This window comes from Bradyrhizobium sp. NBAIM08, assembly GCF_020193935.1.
Classification (GTDB): Bacteria; Pseudomonadota; Alphaproteobacteria; order Rhizobiales; family Xanthobacteraceae; genus Bradyrhizobium; species Bradyrhizobium yuanmingense.
Map to the genome: position 1 here is coordinate 681462 of NZ_JADYVR010000003.1, position 17873 is coordinate 699334.

At 58.5% G+C, this 17873-nt stretch carries 13 protein-coding genes; 5 read left to right on the top strand and 8 right to left on the bottom strand.

Annotated features, from left to right (window positions below):
• Positions 1-97: 97 nt before the first annotated feature.
• The 7 genes from I6F37_RS14065 to I6F37_RS14095 all read right to left on the bottom strand — a co-directional run bounded on the left by I6F37_RS14065 (position 98) and on the right by I6F37_RS14095 (position 11646).
• Positions 98-2317 carry an AAA family ATPase gene (locus I6F37_RS14065; protein WP_225151575.1) on the bottom strand — a complete coding sequence of 740 codons (2220 nt, stop codon included), beginning with the start codon at positions 2315-2317 and terminating at the stop codon, positions 98-100.
• A gap of 153 nt (positions 2318-2470) precedes the next feature.
• A complete protein-coding gene (locus tag I6F37_RS14070) occupies positions 2471-3628 on the bottom strand; it encodes a glycosyltransferase (RefSeq protein WP_225147014.1) in 1158 nt (385 codons plus the stop codon).
• A gap of 72 nt (positions 3629-3700) precedes the next feature.
• Positions 3701-4576 carry a glycoside hydrolase family 16 protein gene (locus I6F37_RS14075; protein ID WP_225136169.1) on the bottom strand — a complete coding sequence of 292 codons (876 nt, stop codon included), beginning with the start codon at positions 4574-4576 and terminating at the stop codon, positions 3701-3703.
• Between the two features lie 37 nt (positions 4577-4613).
• On the bottom strand, positions 4614-6035 hold the full coding sequence (locus I6F37_RS14080; RefSeq protein WP_225151576.1) for a lipopolysaccharide biosynthesis protein: 1422 nt from the start codon (positions 6033-6035) through the stop codon (positions 4614-4616).
• 73 nt (positions 6036-6108) lie between these two features.
• A complete protein-coding gene (locus tag I6F37_RS14085) occupies positions 6109-8160 on the bottom strand; it encodes a glycosyltransferase (protein ID WP_225151579.1) in 2052 nt (683 codons plus the stop codon).
• Complete coding sequence (locus I6F37_RS14090; protein ID WP_225151581.1) at positions 8157-9563, bottom strand: hypothetical protein; 1407 nt, start codon at positions 9561-9563, stop codon at positions 8157-8159. Before I6F37_RS14090 ends, I6F37_RS14085 begins: the two co-directional genes overlap by 4 nt.
• 118 nt (positions 9564-9681) lie before the next feature.
• Positions 9682-11646: a hydrolase gene (locus tag I6F37_RS14095; RefSeq protein WP_225151583.1), complete on the bottom strand. Its 1965-nt coding sequence runs from the start codon at positions 11644-11646 to the stop codon at positions 9682-9684.
• Positions 11647-11907: 261 nt separating this feature from the next.
• Here I6F37_RS14095 and I6F37_RS14100 point away from each other — a divergent pair, with 261 nt between their 5' ends.
• The 3 genes from I6F37_RS14100 (at position 11908) to I6F37_RS14110 (ending at position 14822) form a co-directional block, all read left to right on the top strand.
• Positions 11908-12738, top strand: coding sequence for an FkbM family methyltransferase (locus tag I6F37_RS14100; RefSeq protein WP_225151585.1), 831 nt, complete (start codon positions 11908-11910; stop codon positions 12736-12738).
• A 131-nt stretch (positions 12739-12869) separates the two neighbouring features.
• Positions 12870-14072, top strand: a complete 1203-nt coding sequence (locus tag I6F37_RS14105; protein WP_225151729.1) for a glycosyltransferase family 4 protein — start codon at positions 12870-12872, stop codon at positions 14070-14072.
• Positions 14073-14129: 57 nt separating this feature from the next.
• Entirely contained in the window at positions 14130-14822 is a 693-nt protein-coding gene (locus I6F37_RS14110; protein WP_225151587.1) for a bifunctional 2-polyprenyl-6-hydroxyphenol methylase/3-demethylubiquinol 3-O-methyltransferase UbiG, read from the top strand.
• A gap of 54 nt (positions 14823-14876) precedes the next feature.
• Here the strand turns inward: I6F37_RS14110 and I6F37_RS14115 are convergent, their stop codons facing one another.
• Positions 14877-15188, bottom strand: a complete 312-nt coding sequence (locus I6F37_RS14115; protein ID WP_157286778.1) for a hypothetical protein — start codon at positions 15186-15188, stop codon at positions 14877-14879.
• 512 nt (positions 15189-15700) lie between these two features.
• On the opposite strand from I6F37_RS14115, the gene I6F37_RS14120 reads away from it, so the two are divergent.
• The gene (locus I6F37_RS14120) at positions 15701-16771 is read left to right on the top strand and encodes a glycosyltransferase family 4 protein (RefSeq protein ID WP_225136181.1); all 1071 of its coding nucleotides are present in this window, start codon (positions 15701-15703) and stop codon (positions 16769-16771) included.
• Positions 16758-17828, top strand: coding sequence for a glycosyltransferase family 2 protein (locus I6F37_RS14125; protein WP_225151589.1), 1071 nt, complete (start codon positions 16758-16760; stop codon positions 17826-17828). The genes I6F37_RS14120 and I6F37_RS14125 overlap by 14 nt, the downstream gene beginning before the upstream one ends.
• Positions 17829-17873: the final 45 nt, after the last annotated feature.

Sequence of the window (17873 nt, forward strand, 5' to 3'; positions counted from 1 at the left end):
GTTTCGGCAGAGCCAGCGGATTTTTTCATCGTAGTATCAATTGAGCTCGTGATGACTTTGCGATTTGAAAAGGCGGAAGCGGCGCCTCTAGCTTCCTTCAGTTTTGGTAATAGGAATAGCGCCGATCGGAATAACCCTCAAAGCGACGCATAAACGCTTCGTCGGTTTTGTTGAGGACGGTGCCAAGCAATCGCTCCGAAACAAGCGGCGATGACTGGATTGCCTTGAGGACCTCGTTGGTGGACGTGCCCCATTCAACCACCATCACAAAAGCGTCAAACAGGCTTGCGACCGCTCTGACGTCAGCGATGGGCAAGATCGGCGGCAAATCGCAAATGATGTAGTCGTAGTCCTCGCGAGCTCGCTCCAGTCCCAGCCTGACCGATGACGCACAAAGCACATCCGAGCTGTTCGAGGGCGGTGCCCCGGATGGCGAGGGGACGACATCGAAGTTGAAATTGAGGTCGTTGATGATCACGTCCTTGAGACGCAACCGATCGACCACCATCCGTTGCAGCCCCAACCGGCGCTCGTAGCCAAGCATTTTGGATAAGGCCGGTTTACGCAGATCGGAATCAATCAGAAGCGTGCGGGCTCCGCTTTTCGCGAGGAATGCGGCGAGCGCCGCGGTGGCGGTTGTCTTCCCTTCACCGGGAAGGGCCGACGTAATGCCGATCACTTTTGGCTTGGCCGGATGCAGGTCGATAGCGACCTTGATGTAACGCAACGCCTCGGCCGTAGCTGAAAAAGGAGCGGCTTTGTTGATCTGCTGGAAGGCGCTGGCGTGACCGCCGCGCCATCGCGTCCGCAGCTTTGAAACAGCTGGGAAAGCGGCCAGGCAGGGCGTGCTCAACAGCTTCTCGAGCTGGTCACGTGTGTGGACCCTCCGGTACATGAATTGCTCTCGGGCTATTGCTGCGAGCGTGCCCAGGCCGAGCCCGCACATCGCTGCGAAAGCCAAGGCGATGGCGAGCTTGGGCGAGCTTGGCTTTGTAGGTGCCGACGCTTCCGTCACCACGCGGGCCTCGGTCGACGGAAACGACTGCTGTTGCACCGACTGGGTGAATCGAGACAGGAAGGCCTCGTAGATGCCACGATAGGTGTTTGCACCCGTTTCCAGCTCCCGCAGGTGAACCTGAGCTTGCCGCGTCGCCCCGGATTGCTGGAAGATCTCGATCATTCGCGTATCGATCGCCTCCTCCTGCGACTTCGCAATCTGGAGTTCGCTCTTATAGCTCTCCGCGATACGAGAGATTTCATCCCACATCGACCGTTGCAGCGCTGCCATTTCGGATCGCAGATTCCTGGCGGCCTCATGCTCGGCCCCATAGCGCGCGCTCCATTCGGCTTGCTTGTTTTGGTTCTCCAGGTATTTCTGACGTAGCTTGGTAATCACCGGACTGTTGAGCGCATCCGTGACAACCGGATCTGGGATCGTGAAGTTCTCCTTCTCAGGTCGTTGTTCGAGAATGCGTTGTATGCGCTCGAGCTTGGCGCGAGCTTGGCTGGTGTCGGCGCGAGCTTTGGCCAGTGCGACGCCGAGCTGATCGAGCTCAACCTCGCTCGCCAATTTGCCTTCGACGCCAATGATGATGCCGTTTTCGGCCTTGAAGTCCTGCACGGCTTTGTAGGCATTGCTGGCCTGCTGACGGAGTTCGCTGATCCGCTGTTCCAGCCAAACGCTGGCGCGTCGGGTAGCCTCGTACTTTGCCTGCAGCCGGTATTCGATATAGGCATCGGCGAAAGCATTGGCGATCCGTGCAGCCTTGTCCGGGTCAAGCGAAGTATAGGCGATCTGCTCGACGTAGCTGCGGCCCAAACGGGTGACGCGCAGATTGTCCTTGAGAACGCCAAGCGCGCGTCGCTCCAGCTCGGCAGACGAAGGCCTTGCTTCGGACGGTTTCGTTAGCCGTAACCATCGGGCCAAGCGGCTTGTGATTGCATTGCCCGAGGCGACGAACTCTGGATCATCCGTGAGATGCAACTTGTTTATGACCGCTTTGCCGACCTTTTCGGACCTAGTGGTCTCGATCTCACTCTCCACAACAGCGTCGTCTACGCCTTGATGTTCCTGGGCATTCTCACTTCGTGGCGAAGTAATTCCCTTGGTATCAACGAACATGTCGGCCTGCGCCGTGAACTTGCGAGGCGCCATCCCGACGTAGAGCGAGCCAAGCGCCAACGAGGCGGCCGTCATGAAGGCAATAAGACGCCATTCGCGACGTAAGAAGTCGCGTAGCAGAAGCAGAGATCTTGCCTGATCAGGGGCGGCTTCTGTCGCCGTCGCGTAGGGCCGAAATTCGCCGGCGATGTTCATTCCACGCCCTCAACTCAACTCGTTTTATGAACGCGTACAGTCCAAAAGGAGCGGCTCGCATCTGCTCGCGCAAACAAGAATTGGCATTTAAACAAAAAGCAGTATCGCCCATTAAATTGATGTTACAGAGCCCAAATGCCGTGCAGGCTGTGCTCAAGAAACAGTCAATTGAGAGTTGAGCTCATGTCGAGCGCTTCCTTGCTTTGCTGTCTCCGATCTGGCGCGTTGGGCGAAAAGGAAATCGATATGCGAACGCATTTTGCGGATGAATGGCTCGCGGCCAAACTGCTGGGCGTGAGCAACGATAGCCTCGGGCTCAAAGGTCATTCGCTCGAATCGGGCAATGCTATTGCTGATGGCATCAATGGTCTGCTCGTCGAAGAAGAGACCAGTCAGGTCGTTTGCGACTGTTTCGGTAGCGCCCCCCCGCCCGAAAGCGATCACCGGACGTCCGCTCGCCATGGCCTCTACCGGGACCATGCCGAAGTCTTCTTCTCCCGGGAAGATGAGCGCGCGACAGCGCGCGTAATGGTGCTTGAGTGCCTCGAACGGCTGCGGTCCGAGCACGGAAACGGTCGGGCCGGCGAGGCGGCGAATCTCGGATAACATCTCGCCGCCGCCGATGACCACCAGCTTCAGTTTCAATTCGTTAAACGCGCGTACCGCAAGGTCGGGCCGCTTGTAGGACACGAGTTCGCCGGCCATCAGATAGTAGTCGCCGAGTTCGGAGGAGGGGCACGGCGAGAATGCTGCAGTATCCACTGGAGGATGAATCACGTTGGCGTCGAGACCGTAGTAGCGGCGGATGCGGCCGGCGACGGTTGCGGAATTGGCAACGAAGCTATCGACCCGTGCGGCGGAAGCGACATCCCACAGTCTTAGATAGTGCGCAAGCGAGGGCATGGCCAGCCGCGCGAGCGAACCGGCGCTGGCTCGGTAATCGTGAAACATATTCCAGATGTAGCGCATGGGTGTGTGGCAATAGCAGACGTGGAGAGCGTGAGGAGGAGCAATGACGCCTTTTGCCGGTCCGGATTCGCTGCTGAGAATCAGATCATAGTCGCGCAAATCTAGCTGCTCCAGAGCGAGCGGCATGAGCGGGAGATAGGTCTTGTACATGCGTGGAGCGCGCGGTAGCCGATTGATAAAGGTCGAAACAACGCGGTGTTTGCGAATAGTTTCGGAGACCATTTCTGGAACATAGACGTGCGTATAGATGTCCGCCTCGGGATACATCTCGCAAAGAGCTTCGAGGACTTTCTCGCCGCCGCGCATCCCCACAAGCCAATAGTGAATGATCGCGACTTTCATGCAGTCAGCCCTTCGCGAATTGATCAAAGATGTGCTGTGATTGCGCATTGGGATCGAGCGGACATCTATGCTTCAGCGTGGTAGGACTTCAGGGGCAGGCGGACAGCCTTCGGCCGGACCAGGCCCGCGCCCGTACACGTGGACATAGTCGACCAACAGCGTGGAAGGATTGGGTGTCTGATCGATCGGCCAACCACCGCCGAGGGCCAGGTTCACGAGAGGGTAGAGCGGACCGTCGAGTTCAGGTGGAGTTGGTTGGCTCCAGACCGGGGTTCTGTCGAAGAAGAAAACAATGGCCTGCGGCGAGATATCTACGCCGAAAGTGTGGAAGTCTTGCACAAGTGCATCGTTCGGTACCGTGACCTTCTGCCCCTCGCCCCGGGTCTTCTGCGGTTGTTGCTTGTACCAGATGTGCGTGGCGGCCTGATAAGCGGATGTGAACTGCCCATAATATTCGATGACATCAAGTTCGACGTTTCCTTCCGTCACCGTGGCGGGCTTCAGAGCGGCAAGCCAGAATGCGGGCCACGTTCCCGGACCGGGCGGCATCTTCATACGTGCTTCGAAATAGCCGTACCGGGTTCCGGTCCCGGCGCCGGAAGCATCGGCCGCAGCCAGAAGACCCGACGTCCACTTGCCGTTCCGATCCTTCGAAGCAGTGATGGTGAGAACTCCGTCTTCCACCTTGAATGGCCCCCTCGGTCCCGGATTGGCAAATGCCGCGTCGCCGAAATCGCCCGACCAAGGGGTGTGTGCGGTCCAACGGGCTGCGCCCAGGCGGGTCGCTGAGACACTGAGCTCGTTGAAGTCTTCAAGCAAGACGGGATGAAGTTCACACGATGCAGGCTGCTCGGCCGCGAACGCAGAACCGAATGAAATCCCGACCGTGAGCGCGACCATCGTGACTGCCCAGGTCGGGCGTTTTGTTGCATGCCCCTTCTCGGTCATCTCGCTCTCCTTGATCCTGCATCGTGCACTTCGACCATCACACCGCCCCTGCGCGGCCGCTGATCCGAACACCAAAGCCATACAGTGCGCCGACATAGACAATGGCGCCGAACAGAGAGATCACTCCCAGTTCAAAAACCGCAGCCAGCTGGAGCTCAGGCAGCTTGTATCGCAGGCTGATCACCAGAAGGGTCATCACCGCCGATGCGGCGGCGATTGGCCATAGATTGGCCGCCTCAGACGCGACGCTGGTCCCGACCAGTTGCCGGGCTCCCATCAAGGAGAGGGCGAACATGATGAACGAGACCGCGGCCCGTGCCGCCACCACGCCTGCAAGCGAATAGAAGTAGAAACCCAAACACATAAGCAGGATCTTGGCGCACAGCTCGACCAGGGTGAGGCGAAACACCAGATGGGTTCGATTGGTGGCCAGCGCCAACGAATGCAGAGGCTGATAGAACGCGCTGAGGACGGTCGATAATGCGAGCCACCGCAAGTAGATTCCAGCCTCGCCCCACTGCGGGCCCAGCAGGACCTCGGCGATCAAGTCCGAGGTCAATGACATTCCGATGCATGCCGGCGCGGCAAGTGACATCGTGAGCCGGGACGCCTTCGAATAGGCGTGACGGAGCCGGTCCTGGTTCTGGTTGATCTGCGACAGTGCGGCCATGAGAGGCTGCATCGCCGGGCCTATCAGGCTCTGGGTTGGCATCACCGATAGATCGCTGGCGATGGTGTATTGACCCAATGTGGCCTTGCTCGATGAATAGCCAAGCAGGATTCGATCAAACTGCCAGCTCAGGGCGATGATGATCTGGGCGCCGCTCAGCCAACCCAGAAAAGCCGAGAACTCCCGAAACTTCGACAGCGAGAGGTTTGGTCTGTAAGGGGCCAACAGGTACGACATCGACGTGGCGCCCAAGGACGCTGCGATGCCGCTGGCGACGATGGCCCAGTACCCAGCGCCAAGTTTGACTGCTGTCGCTGCAATGATCGCTGCGGCAAGTTTGCCAAAGATCTCGGTAACAAAGACTGGCCTGAAAGCCAGGCTGCGGGTGTATTCGACCATTCCCGGACTGTACAGGCTGCGAGCCAAGGGTCCGATGGCGCTCACGATGATCAAGCTGGCCAGGCGGGAATCCTGGTAAATCTGCGCAAAGGGCCACGCCACGAGCAAAAGCACCAATGTCAAGACGAGGCCTCGGAGCGCGCTCAAGGTGAAGGCAGTATCCAAATGCGACTTCGCTACGCTTGGCAAGCGCGTCAGAGCCTGCAGCGTTGGTACCTCCAGCACCATGTCCGCAATAATCGTTACGGTAGCGGCGAGGGCGGTGAGGCCGAAATCAGCGGGCGTTAAGATGCGTGCGAGCACCAGAAGCGTGACGAAATCGATAGCCCGGGCTGTTAGCCTGGACGACACAGTCCAAGCGGCGCCCAACAGGGTTTTGCGGGCAAGCACGACTCAATGCCTGCACGTTGCGACGAGGCATTGCCTGGTCGTCGATGCGGAAAGAGTGCCGGCTCGCGGGGCTTCATGAGGCAGTGGCGTCATCGCGAGTGCCTGTGCTTGGAGTTGCTGGTCGCGGGCCCGAGCTCTTGTCGCTCGGTATGAGGGTCGCTGCGCGCTCGGGTTCAAGACGGCCTCTCAGAACGTCGGCGAAACCGAGCACGTTACCGCGAAGTCGGCCCCGCCGATCGATGAAAGGTTCAGGTCTGGCAGCGCGCGCCAGGTTGATGGCGACGTTCCGAAAGATCTGCATGGTTGCCTGGCGAGGCGTCATCGTGCCTTTGCGCAGCAAGTAGATTGGATTGACGACTTGGGAATAGCCCAGGCGACCTCCAGCAACACGGCCCGCCTTCTGTCCCATATGCACGCCGCGGGCGCGGGGGGATTTGATCAGCCGGCCGCCTCGCTTTGCGAGCGCTGCGCCAAAATCCCGGTCTTCCTGCCACCCATAGAGCACGAGCCGCTCATCAAAGGTTATGTTGCCGATCGCAGACATGCGGAAAGCCATGTTGCAGCCGTACGGGCTGAATGGTTCGATGCGCGGTGCTTCGGGCGACAGCGTGCTTTCCGTCAAGATGCGCCGCGCTTCGTCAAAGCTGAGACCCGGTCCGAGGATGCCGTCAGCATAAAGATACCCAGTGAAGCCGACGACCTCTGGTTCGTCTCGAAATGTTTGCGCGGCCGCGGCCAACCAATCGGGATCCGCCAGAAAATCATCGTCGAAGAACACGATCACGTCGGCCTCATTACTGAGCGCGGCCAACGCGGTATTTCGCTGAGCCGGCAAGCCGCCGGGGCCGGTGACAAGCCGAACGCCGGGCAGCTCGGCGGCATCGCCCGCATCCTCACGGTTGACGCAAGACACGATGACGGCGTCCGGCTTGAGAGTCTGGGTCTGCAGCAAGTGACTCAGGGTAGCCGTCACCGTTTGGGGCCGTCCTCGTGTCGCGATTGCCACTGCCACTCTGGGCATGCGTCCAACGGTGGTCTCACGCCTTCTCAGAGCCGATGTAGGCTCTTGCATCAGCTCGACGTATCCAGCCGCGGTGCGCGCCCAGGAGAACATCCTGATGCGCTCGCGGCCACGCCCGATCAGTTCATCGCGCTGATCGTCGGATGTCGAGAGTTGCCGAATGCACTGCACCCATCGTTGTGGATTGTCGGGGGGAGCAAGCAAGGCGGCATCGCCGCACACTTCGCTCATGCTGGCGCGATCCGAGGCAATGACAGGACAACCACGCGCCATGGCTTCGACGATCGGAAGCCCGAAACCTTCTGTCCATGATGGAAAGATCAAGCACAAGGCGCGATCCATCAGATAGGCGAGATCGTCATCTGTGACGCGGCCGAGCAGGGTTAGGCCGTATGCTGCCGTTAGAAGTTCAGGGGAAAATATGTCCGCCCCGCCACCGGCGACGATCACGCCGATGTTCATTGCGGCGAGCTCCGGGGCGATGGTGCTAACCAGCTGCAGGTTCTTATGCGGAGCGCGCGATCCGAGCGCCAGCACGAACCGAGTGCCGGCCGCAACCTGGCAATCCTTGCGCGCAAGGCTCGGGTCCCAGGCCAAGGCGTGCTCGTGTCCATTTGGGAGCACCGCAATGTCCGCGGCGCGTAGCGGCAGGTGCCGGGCAAGTTGTCGGGCCGAATAGGCTGAAACGGTGGTGATCCTTGCAGCGCGCTTTGCCAACAGCGGTTGCAGGGTGCGATAGATCGCGCGAAACGCTGGTCGATAGCTCTCCGGTGCGTCGAACACGTTGGCGTCGTGAATACACACGACCTGATCCGGTTTGACGGCCGGCGCTGTGTTGCCGAGATTGAGCAACCGTCCGGGCCACCGCCCGGGAAGAACCAATTGCTCCCAGAGGTGTCCGCCGAGATGCCCCGCCGGGATAAGCGGCATGGCCTGAAGCCGAGGATCGGGGGCGGCCGCGGGGGCAATGATCGGAACGCTTGCGCCGGACCCGACGAGTGCCTGATTCATTGCCGCCGTGACGCCCTGGGCGTAGCGCTGCACGCCGCTCGTGGGCTGAGTCAGATAGCGGCCATTGACGGCAAAACTGCTGGATGCATTCATGCTTTGGCTCCCGAGGGTTCGGATGGCGTGAGCAACACTCCTTCGAGGTGATCCCGCGGTGAAGCGCAAGCCAGCGCGGCGAGGGCGTAGAACAGCAGACCTTGCTCCACGGATGGAGCTGCCAACGTGTCGCCAATGATGAGAGCAAAACATGCATTGCGCGCGGCTAGGCGAGCGTCGGTCTCATAAGCCCGTGGACCATTCAATGGTGCGAACAGGGCTGTTGCCGCGAAAAGGAGGTAGAAGGCAGTTCCCGGAATACCAACGTTGGCAAGCAGTGCGATCGGAAAACTCGATGTGCGGATGGTTCCGAGCCCAACGCCGAAACCAAAGGAGTCATAGAAGTTCTGTAGGGCAGCCGCATTCCACGAGCTGCGCTCGATGGCCGAGGTCGAAGAGGATTTGTTGAGAATCAACGTATCGACATAGGTACGCGCCGTTTCGCTGGCTCGTTCGTCGAGGAGCACGCCCAAGATCACGATGACCAGGAGGATCGGCGTGCATAGCACGGCCGCGGAACTGAGCGGACGGTTCGGTTGAAAGCCCGATCGCCGCAGAAGTCCGGCGTAGAGGATCAAGCCGACCAGTGGAGCCCCAGCAAATCCTGTCGAGGAGGTTGACAGAACGACAAGCGCCAGCGATGCAAGCGCCATCGGGCCGGTGAGCATTGGCATCCTGCCGCTCAGAAAGAGGGTGCCGGTGAACGCGAACGCTCCGAGAGTGGCGCGCGCGAATGCGGAAGCTTCGGGAAATGAACCGACGATCCGCTTTACGCCGTTGACCTGATCATCGGCGTGCATTGTGTACCGGGCGTTCCGCATGAAATCGAGGAGACTTTGGGTGCCTGTCGCATACGTTCCGATGTCCAGCATGGCGAGCAGGACGTTTCCGGCGCAATAGCCGAGTACTGCGGCGACAACGGCGCGAAAGCCGGCATGAGTCGTTGCGATCGCGGCCGTGATCCCGAAGCAGGCAAGATCCGCTGCCATGTAGACGGACTGAGTAAAATTGCTGGACACGGGCCCAAGCGGGACGGTTGAGCCGGTGTCGGCGTATTCCGACGCGCCAAGAGGAACGATCTGCGTTGCGCCAGCCAGTAAGCGCGGCATCAGGACAGCAGAGCCGACGCCAAAGATCACCAAGCACAACAGCCAGAATCCGGGTTGGCCGAAGCTCATGGCTCGCATCGCAGCGGCAGCCTCGTGGCGCCGAGCGAGCACTGCCGCCATGGCAAAACTTAAGAACAGGTGTGCCGGTTGAATGTTTGCGCCGCCGACGAGGATGGCGGCGGCCGCGCCAAACAGGGCAGTGCCCATCAGCACGCCGAAAGTGGTGCGATAACCGAGCGGCAGGCAGAGCAACCCGAGTAGGATGGTCAAAATCCCGATCGGTTCTAGCGACATGGCGCACCGCCGGGGTTTGACTCGAGTACGCTGCGACACGTCCTGACCAGAGTCGCGGAGCCAGTGCGGCTGACCGGAGACGGCACGTGAAGTGCTGCTGGATTCGGCATCGGCTTTTTCAATGCTGGCGAGCCATCATGCCCCTGATAGAATGTATGGAATCAAGCATCGGCAGCAGAGCGTGCTTAAGAACGGGGAATTGCCGAGCTATTGCGCCCTCACGCCAGAGTTCAAATCGCAGCGATGCCAGCCTGCTCAACACTGGCTGGGGCTGCTCGGCGCGCAATGCCTGCAGCACATCGGGTCTGCCAAAGTCGACGGATCGGCCCGGCACTTCGAGGCATCGCAATTCGCCGGCGGTAGGCCGCGTAATGGCCCGCTTGAGCCGAAGCCAGGCGGCATCGGCATCGCGTAATGCCGTTGCCCCGCCGTCGATCGGAAGGCTGTCTACGTAACTGAGCGCGCCGGACAGCAATTCGTTTCCGAGGCTGGCATCGCTGATCCCAAACCGGATGTCGCCGCAATTGGCCGCGACATCCTCTCCGTCGTCGACAAAAGAAGTGACCGAGGGGATCCTTGGCTCGAACAGGCTCTCAATCAGATGCCAATACCGCAGGACTGAGGAACGGACGTCGAGCGGACTATAGCGATTGCGCTCAACCAAGAGACCGAAAACCTGCTTGAAATGTTCTTCGCTGTGTCCCTTATAGTTTGATCGGGCAAACTGAATGGTTTCAATTTGCAGCGCCGGAAAGGCACTGGCCAATAGCCGCTGTGTGCTTCCGTAGAGACCGGTATCGCACAGCAGAATTCGGCGAGCATCGCCCCGGAGTTTGGCAAAGTGCCGCTCGAACAACGCGTTCTGCACGCGGATGTCAGACAAAACCGCCTTCGCGCGATCGTCGAACAACATGGTCAAGAATACGTCTGCACGAAATGGCTGCTTCCATTCCTCTGGCAGCTCGTAGCGTCCTCCACCAAGGGCACAAGCTACATCAAGAAACGAACGGCCGCGAAACTCACGGGCAATCTCCTCGAGCGCGGAAGCGCTGCGAACCAACACCGCAGCGCGCGCCGCAACGAGGCGTGAGACCATGAAGTTCTGCCGTGGCATGCCGAGCGGCAGCGAAAGCCGAGCGATGACTCGTTCGAAGACTTCCCTTATTCCAACACCGCCCCGGGCGCAAAACAGCAAGGTCGCCTTGTCGCATGCGTTCACTTCGGCGGCGTATAGCCAAATCAGCAAACAAAACTGAGTGACGATGGGCCCAAGGACAACACGTCCAAACGCGTACGCATTTTCGGGTGGCTCCACTGCCGAGCGGTTGCCGCGCTTTGGCCGCGACAATGCGGCCCGAGCAGCAACCAAACCGCCATTCGCCTTGCGCAAATAGCTGAACCAGACCGGCCGGGGTGTATGAATGACAGTTAATCCATGTGCCGAGGCGCGACGGACGTCGGCATGCGGATCATCGCCGATGTGCAGAATTCGTCCTAAGGACACCCCTTCTGCTTCGGCGACTCGGGCAAACAGGGCACCGTCACGCTTGGTGCATCTCTGATCGGCGCTGCTGTAGATCTGATCAACAACATCGCGCCCATGAAAATGCGAGATTAGTCTATCGAGGTCTGCAGACGACAGCATGGTGTCGCTGACGGCGACAACGCGATTGCCCGCCGCTCGACGTGCGCGCAGAAACCCGGCCAAGGTCCGGTTTGCAACGAGCGAGGTCTTCTCGATGTCGAGTTCAATTGCCAATCGCGCAGCGCTCAAGGAATCCGGAAGACCTAGCAAGCGAAGTTGCCGATCGATCACGTCGGGCAGTCGGACTTCACCGGAACCGCGCACGGCGAGCACTCGGAAGGCAATTCGCTCGGCTTCTTGTCTGGCTCTCGCCAGCAGAACAGGTTCAATTTGCCAGCCGCGCGCCCGAAGAAGGTTGCTGAATAAATGCTCACCTTGCACAATACGTGAGCGAGCGGAGCGCACGGTTCGCAGCAGAAGCGTATCAAAGACGTCGACGGATATCAGATCGATTCCATCGGCGGCTCTGACGCGCTCGGCTAGCCTATGTGACTTCATAAATTACCAAACTCCAACGCACCGAATGACGCAAAACACGCGTAACGGTCGCAAATTGATTTGTGCTAGGCGGGCTCCGCAATTAGATGTTGCTCAGATCAATAAATTGCTTGTAGCATTTTGCGTGCCAACTCTGAGGGGCGTTCATATTTAAGAATTGTATGGACTGGCGAATAACCAGCCGAATTCTCACGATCTCAGCTGATGGTTCCAGCGATGGGTATTTAGAGAATAATGATGCGATCGCTTACTAAGCATGGGATGTCTGCGCTCGCTTCTGTTGCCTCCAGGGCTGCACAAAGCGCGTCGTTGCGCAGGATGATCTTCAATGGCATCCGGTTGCGGCGCCCTGAAGTGGAACGTTTTGGTCGAATGAACGAGATCCGCTTCTTGGCCCATTGCTTTCTAAATCGCGATCGATCGCGATCGCAAATATTTCAAGACCTCTGGGTCAGCTACGAGCTCGGAGAGAAGCAGGGCGGGTTCTTTGTTGAGTTTGGTGCAACCAACGGCGTTACGAATAGCAATACCTGGCTGTTGGAAAAGGAATACGGCTGGCAAGGAATTCTAGCTGAGCCAAATCCAATCTGGCACGACGCGCTCACACAGAACCGGACTTCGCGCAAGGATCATCGGTGCATCAGTTCTAGTTCAGGCAAGAAGGTACGCTTCTTGGTAACGAACGACGTGGATCCGGAGCTCAGCGGGGTAGCCGAATTCGCCTCGGGTGATCATTTTGCAGCTGTGCGTTCAGCCGGACAAGAGATCGAGGTCGAGACGGTTTCGCTTAACCAGCTGCTAGCGGACTGCAATGCTCCTCGCAGGATTGACTACATGTCGATCGATACCGAGGGGAGCGAGTACGATATCCTAAAGAGCTTCGATTTCTCCCGCTACAGCATCGATCTACTCAGCGTGGAGCAGAATCGACAAACGGAAGCTGCGATTCAGGCGCTTCTTGCGACGCACGGATACAAGCGAGTCTTCGAGGAGTTCTCGCAGTGGGACGGCTGGTATGTGCGTTCGGAGCGCATTACCTCTCGGCGTGGCACGAATCTTGACGGGCAATTGGCGCAAGCCCCGCGCAGGTAGCGTTGGTCGGGAAAACGAATGGCTGACCAGACCCGGACTGAGCCTGAATGAAAGAGTTTTCAGCACGAGCAAGAATGCCGCACATGTCATCGTTAGAGCCCGCGGCTGAAGCAAAGCGCATCAATGTCGCGATGCTGCTCAGCTGCAGTTCCTTCGAAGGGTTTTTTGGGTGGGTGCAGGGTCAGACGCGCGCTAGCTATCTCGAGCGGTATCGAAACGATTGGGCGTGGTACTATGCTCGCGGTTTGAGCCGAAACGGGATTAGGCCGATGCTCTATATCCCCTCACTGCGGGAGTCGGGAAAGTTCGCCACCGATGTTGGGATCGACGTTCGATTTCTGCCGCTCGAGAATTGGTACCAGCTGATCGAACGGGTGTGGGTCAAGCGCCTGTCGCGCCGTTCGCGCTGGTCCCTATATGCTGAGGAACGGTTGAACACGATTGCATTTATGCGGCCGCTTCGGAAAGCGCTGGCAGCGGATAGAATTGATCTGCTGTACGTGCAGGAATATTGGAGCGGCAGGTTCGATCACCTCGCAGGTCGAATTGATTTGCCAATAGTCGGTGCAGATCATGGCGGCCTGCCGGATCGTGTCGTGAAGCTGTTCAAACGCGATAGCTTTTGCAGGGCGGCGTTGCTCTATGGTCAAACCGAGCAGGAGTGTCGCATCGTCAGTCGCTATGGCGGTCGATCCCGTCTCCAGCCGAACGGCTGCGACGTATCGGAGTTCTTTCCGGATGCGGCCGCGAGCCGTTCCAAAACGATCCTGACAATCACGCGTTTGACCAACAGGCAAAAGCGCACGACCGACCTCATTCGCGCACTCGCCAACCTGCCAGAGGAATGGACGCTGGATATTGTCGGCACGGGGCCGGACAAGGACCTGATGCAGGGGCTCGCCGCCAAGCTCGGCTTGTCGCACCGGGTGCGATTTCATGGATTTGTCGACCGATCCAAGGTGCGCTCCTTGCTGTGCCGGTGCGGCGTATACGTGATGCCCTCGGCGAACGAGGCGGTGGCACTTGCTGTCCTGGAGGCAATGGCTTGCGGTGCGGCGGTGGTTCTGAGCCGCATACGGGCGTTTGAGCAATTGGTCACGCACGGAGTTAATGGCGTGCTATTTCCCGTCGGTGACGTAACAGGTCTATCCGCTGCCATCCTCGATGCCTGGCGCAATCACCAATCACTTGGCCGAGCAGCAATCGAAACTGTCCACCAAAGCTACAACGCGGAGAAGCTGTACGCGGAGCTGGCAGATAGTCTGCGAAGATCCGCTCATCACGCTGTAGCCACCGCGGCGGAATCAAGCTTGAACTTGGAGGCTTTGTCTTAGCGGCATGAGGCGGAAATCATAGGCGACGCTCCCCCATCTTTTGAGAAGGTTTGCGTAATGAAGGAATTATACGAGGGTGATGCTTACGGAAAGAACAATCCGACATGGCATGAGGAGGATGCGCCGTGGAAGGCGGGTCACGTCGCGCAGATGATCCGACGAAACAACATCCCGACCCAGCGCATATGCGAGATCGGCTGCGGGACGGGCGAGATCTTGTTGAACCTGGAAAGGACGTTTCCGGATGCGCGCTTATCGGGGTACGAAATCTCGCCCGATGCGTTCAGGCGCGCAGCAGCAAAAAGTACTCAACGTACGAAGTTTCACTTAAGCAACCTCCTCGGCGAACACGATTTAGAATTTGATGTTATCCTCGCGATTGACGTGATCGAGCACGTTGAGGACTATATCTCATTCATAAAGCAGTTGCGTAGGTTTGGAACATTTAAGATCTTTCACATCCCGTTGGATCTCTCCGCGCAATCCATTTTGCGGGCTTGGCCGATTGCCGACCTCAGACGCAATGTCGGACACATTCACTACTTCTTCAAACAGTCAGCGTTGGCCACGATCGAAGATTGCGGCTACACGATTGTCGATCATTGTTACACCGCTAGTCGGTTGGAATTGCCCAATCAGGCCTTCACAAGCCGTCTCATGCGAGTGCCCCGCCGCCTGATGTTTGCCTTCAATGCGGATCTCGCGGTGCGTTTGCTAGGCGGCTACTCGCTGTTGGTCCTCGCAAAATGAGGACCGGCGCAAGTCGGCTGGGTTGCGGTCATAGGCTGAGCCGGGTGATCGGCCTCAGTTGGAGGCGATCGATCCTGAATTGGAGCTGCGCTTATCCGCTGCAGCCAGCTCGTCTGGCGCAATCAGCTTGCGCTGATAGGCACGAAACAGCGCGCGGATAATGACGCCGACAAAGTAACCGCCTTGCAAGATGGCTTGGGTGGCTAAGACGGCAAGAACGGTTTCAAGCCCGCCGAGGCGCTGATTAAGTGTCAGGAAGATCGTGACAAACAGGACAAGCAAGGCAAAGGGGAGCAATGCCCGAAATCGGAAGCGCAGCCCCAACACCGCTCCGAAAATTGCCAGTCCGATAGCCGCGTATTCCATTACAGTGCCCCGCGATACGCGAAGTCCCCTCGAAGAGCTGAGCTGAAACAACGTCCTTGCGATCGGTTTCGCGCCCCCTCACGCCGGCCGGAGTTCGACACCTCGCCTCGCTGCCCAACCGACGAACCCGTCAAGTGACAGATCACCTGTTGCGAGAACGTAAACTCGCAGTGTGGCAAGATCTTGTGGCGGTGCAGCACTCTCGGAGCGCCAAAGCCAGTTTGGTGCATCCGAACAACGGATTAGGTCGGCTTGCCAGGCCAAGCTCTGTGAAAGCCGCCGACGAGCCACAATAGCAAGCAGAGGAACCAGATCAAGTTAGAGGTTCCCCCCGTCAACGGATTTTTTTCGGCACAGCGCTTTGGTGTTTCGGCCGATGTCACCTTGGCAGGGTATTTGCAACGCAAGCATCGTTGGTTGTTTTTTAGCTTGAGGTCAATCGTCCCGGTGAACGCGCCGGACCAAGCACTGGGGTGTCTTGCATCTTCCCTGGCTATTTGCCGCAGGTGTGCATGCGTATTGTTCAATTACTCAATCATACACGCCGGCTGAATGGTCATGTGCATGCCGCCGTGGACCTCGCCTGTGCGCAGGTGAAACTCGGCCATCAGGTCGCGATGGTGAGCGGCGGCGGCGATTTTGATGCCTTGCTCGCGGAAAACAATGTCGAAAACATCCGCATTGGTTTGGAGCGTCGACCTAAGGAGCTGCTGCAGGCGACGCTGTCGCTCTATCGGTTGATGCGCGATTGGCGGGCAGAGGTGGTTCATGCCCATATGATGACCAGCGCTGTCCTTGCCTGGCCAATTTGCAAGTTGCTCGGAATCCCGCTCATCACAACCGTTCACAATGAATTCCAGTCAAGCGCAGTCCTCATGGGCCTCGGAGCGAGAGTGATCGCGGTTAGTGCAGCCGTTGGGAAATCAATGCGAAGACGAGGCATCCCACAGTCGAGGATCCGCGTGGTTCTGAATGGAACAATCGGTGCAGCGCGTTTCGAGCAAAAGGATCGCACGCCAGCCTCGCTTCAATCACCGGCGATTGTGTTCGTTGGCGGACTGCATCCGCGAAAAGGGCTATCGGACCTCTTTTCTGCGTTCGATATGGTTTACGCGGCGCTCGGAGCAGGACGCTTATATATTGTCGGCGACGGTCCGCACCGCGAGCAGTATGCCGTCCAGGTCAGCTCGATGGCATGCGCGTCGGCGGTGACCTTCTTGGGTCCTCAAGATAATCCTTTTCCGTTCCTGTCAGGGGCCGACATATTCGTGTTGCCGTCGCACGCTGATCCCGCTCCGCTGGTGCTGTCGGAAGCGCGGGAAGCTGGCTGCGCCATCGTCGCGACCGATGTCGACGGAATTCCTGAATTGCTTGAACAGGGACAAGCAGGCGTTCTCGTTCCCGTGGGCAACCCGCAAAGACTTGCCGAAGTATTGCGCTGTTTGCTCCAAGACCGACAAGCCGTGCTGGAGTGGAAAAAGAAAAGTCAGTTCAATCTAGAGTTTCTTACAATTGAGCGAGTCGCTCGTCAAACGCTGGCGATTTACGAAGAGGCGTCAGGTCCCACTCATGCTCACGCCTGAAGCAAGCGATGTCAGTGACCCAGCTACAGCGACGACGTGCTCGAGAACAGAGGCTAGCGGTGCTCCGCAGCTCGCCGTCATCATCACCTGCTTCAATTATGAGGCTTACGTTGAGCGAGCGATCAGGAGCGTCTTAGACCAGAACTGCGATGCCTGCGAACTCCTGGTGGTGGACGATGGCTCAACTGACGGCTCCTGGGAGACGATCACCCGCTATGCGGTGACTGCATTCAAGATCCAAAACCGCGGGCAGCTAGGGGCCTGCCTGTTTGGGCTAGAAAAGACCCAAGCAAGATTCATCTTGTTTCTCGACGCCGATGATGAGCTCAAGCCAGGTTCACTGGTCAGGATCTTGGCCGAATTAGACGAGCGCGTTGCAAAACTTCAATTTGGGCTGACGCTCATCGATGCCGAAGGCAGGGCCGTCGGATCATTCTCGTCGCTCGAATCGTTTCGGGAGCGCGACCGATTGGTCGATGAGGTGCTCAGACGCGGCGTCTACAAGACGCCACCGACGTCTGGAAACGTATTTCGTCGGGATGTCTGCGAGCTGCTGCGCGAGGTGGACTATGACAAGGCCGTTGACGGAGTGATTTTGTTTGTTGCTCCATTCTTTGGGGACGTCGTCAGCCTTTCCGAAGAGCTGGGAAACTACCGCGTGCACGGCCTCAACGATTCGCAGCTCGGTCAGCTTCCAAGCGCTTCGTTGCTGCAGCGCGATATCAAGAGGTTTGTGGCACGTACCGAGCATTTGCGCGCGATTCTTGCTCGAGTGGCTCCGGGCCGAAGATTGGTCGAGCCGCAGGGCGCCTTTTACTATCGCGAGCGCAGCTTCTGCCTTCAAATCGTATCGGCAAGCAGCTCACGCGCTTCGATGTTGCCGAAATTGATAGCGAGTGTTGGCTCTGAGCCTTTCCCGATCGTTCAGAAAATTGCGCTGATTGCTTTCTTCGTGCTTGCGGCCATGCTGCCTCACGAACCAGCCAGAGCATTGATGGCCTACCGGTCTCAAAACCGGAGACGATCGGGACGCCTCCGCTTCGTTTCGCGGCGCTAGATAAGGCCCTGCCATTGGCCCTTCTCGGTGTCGCCATTCAACCCT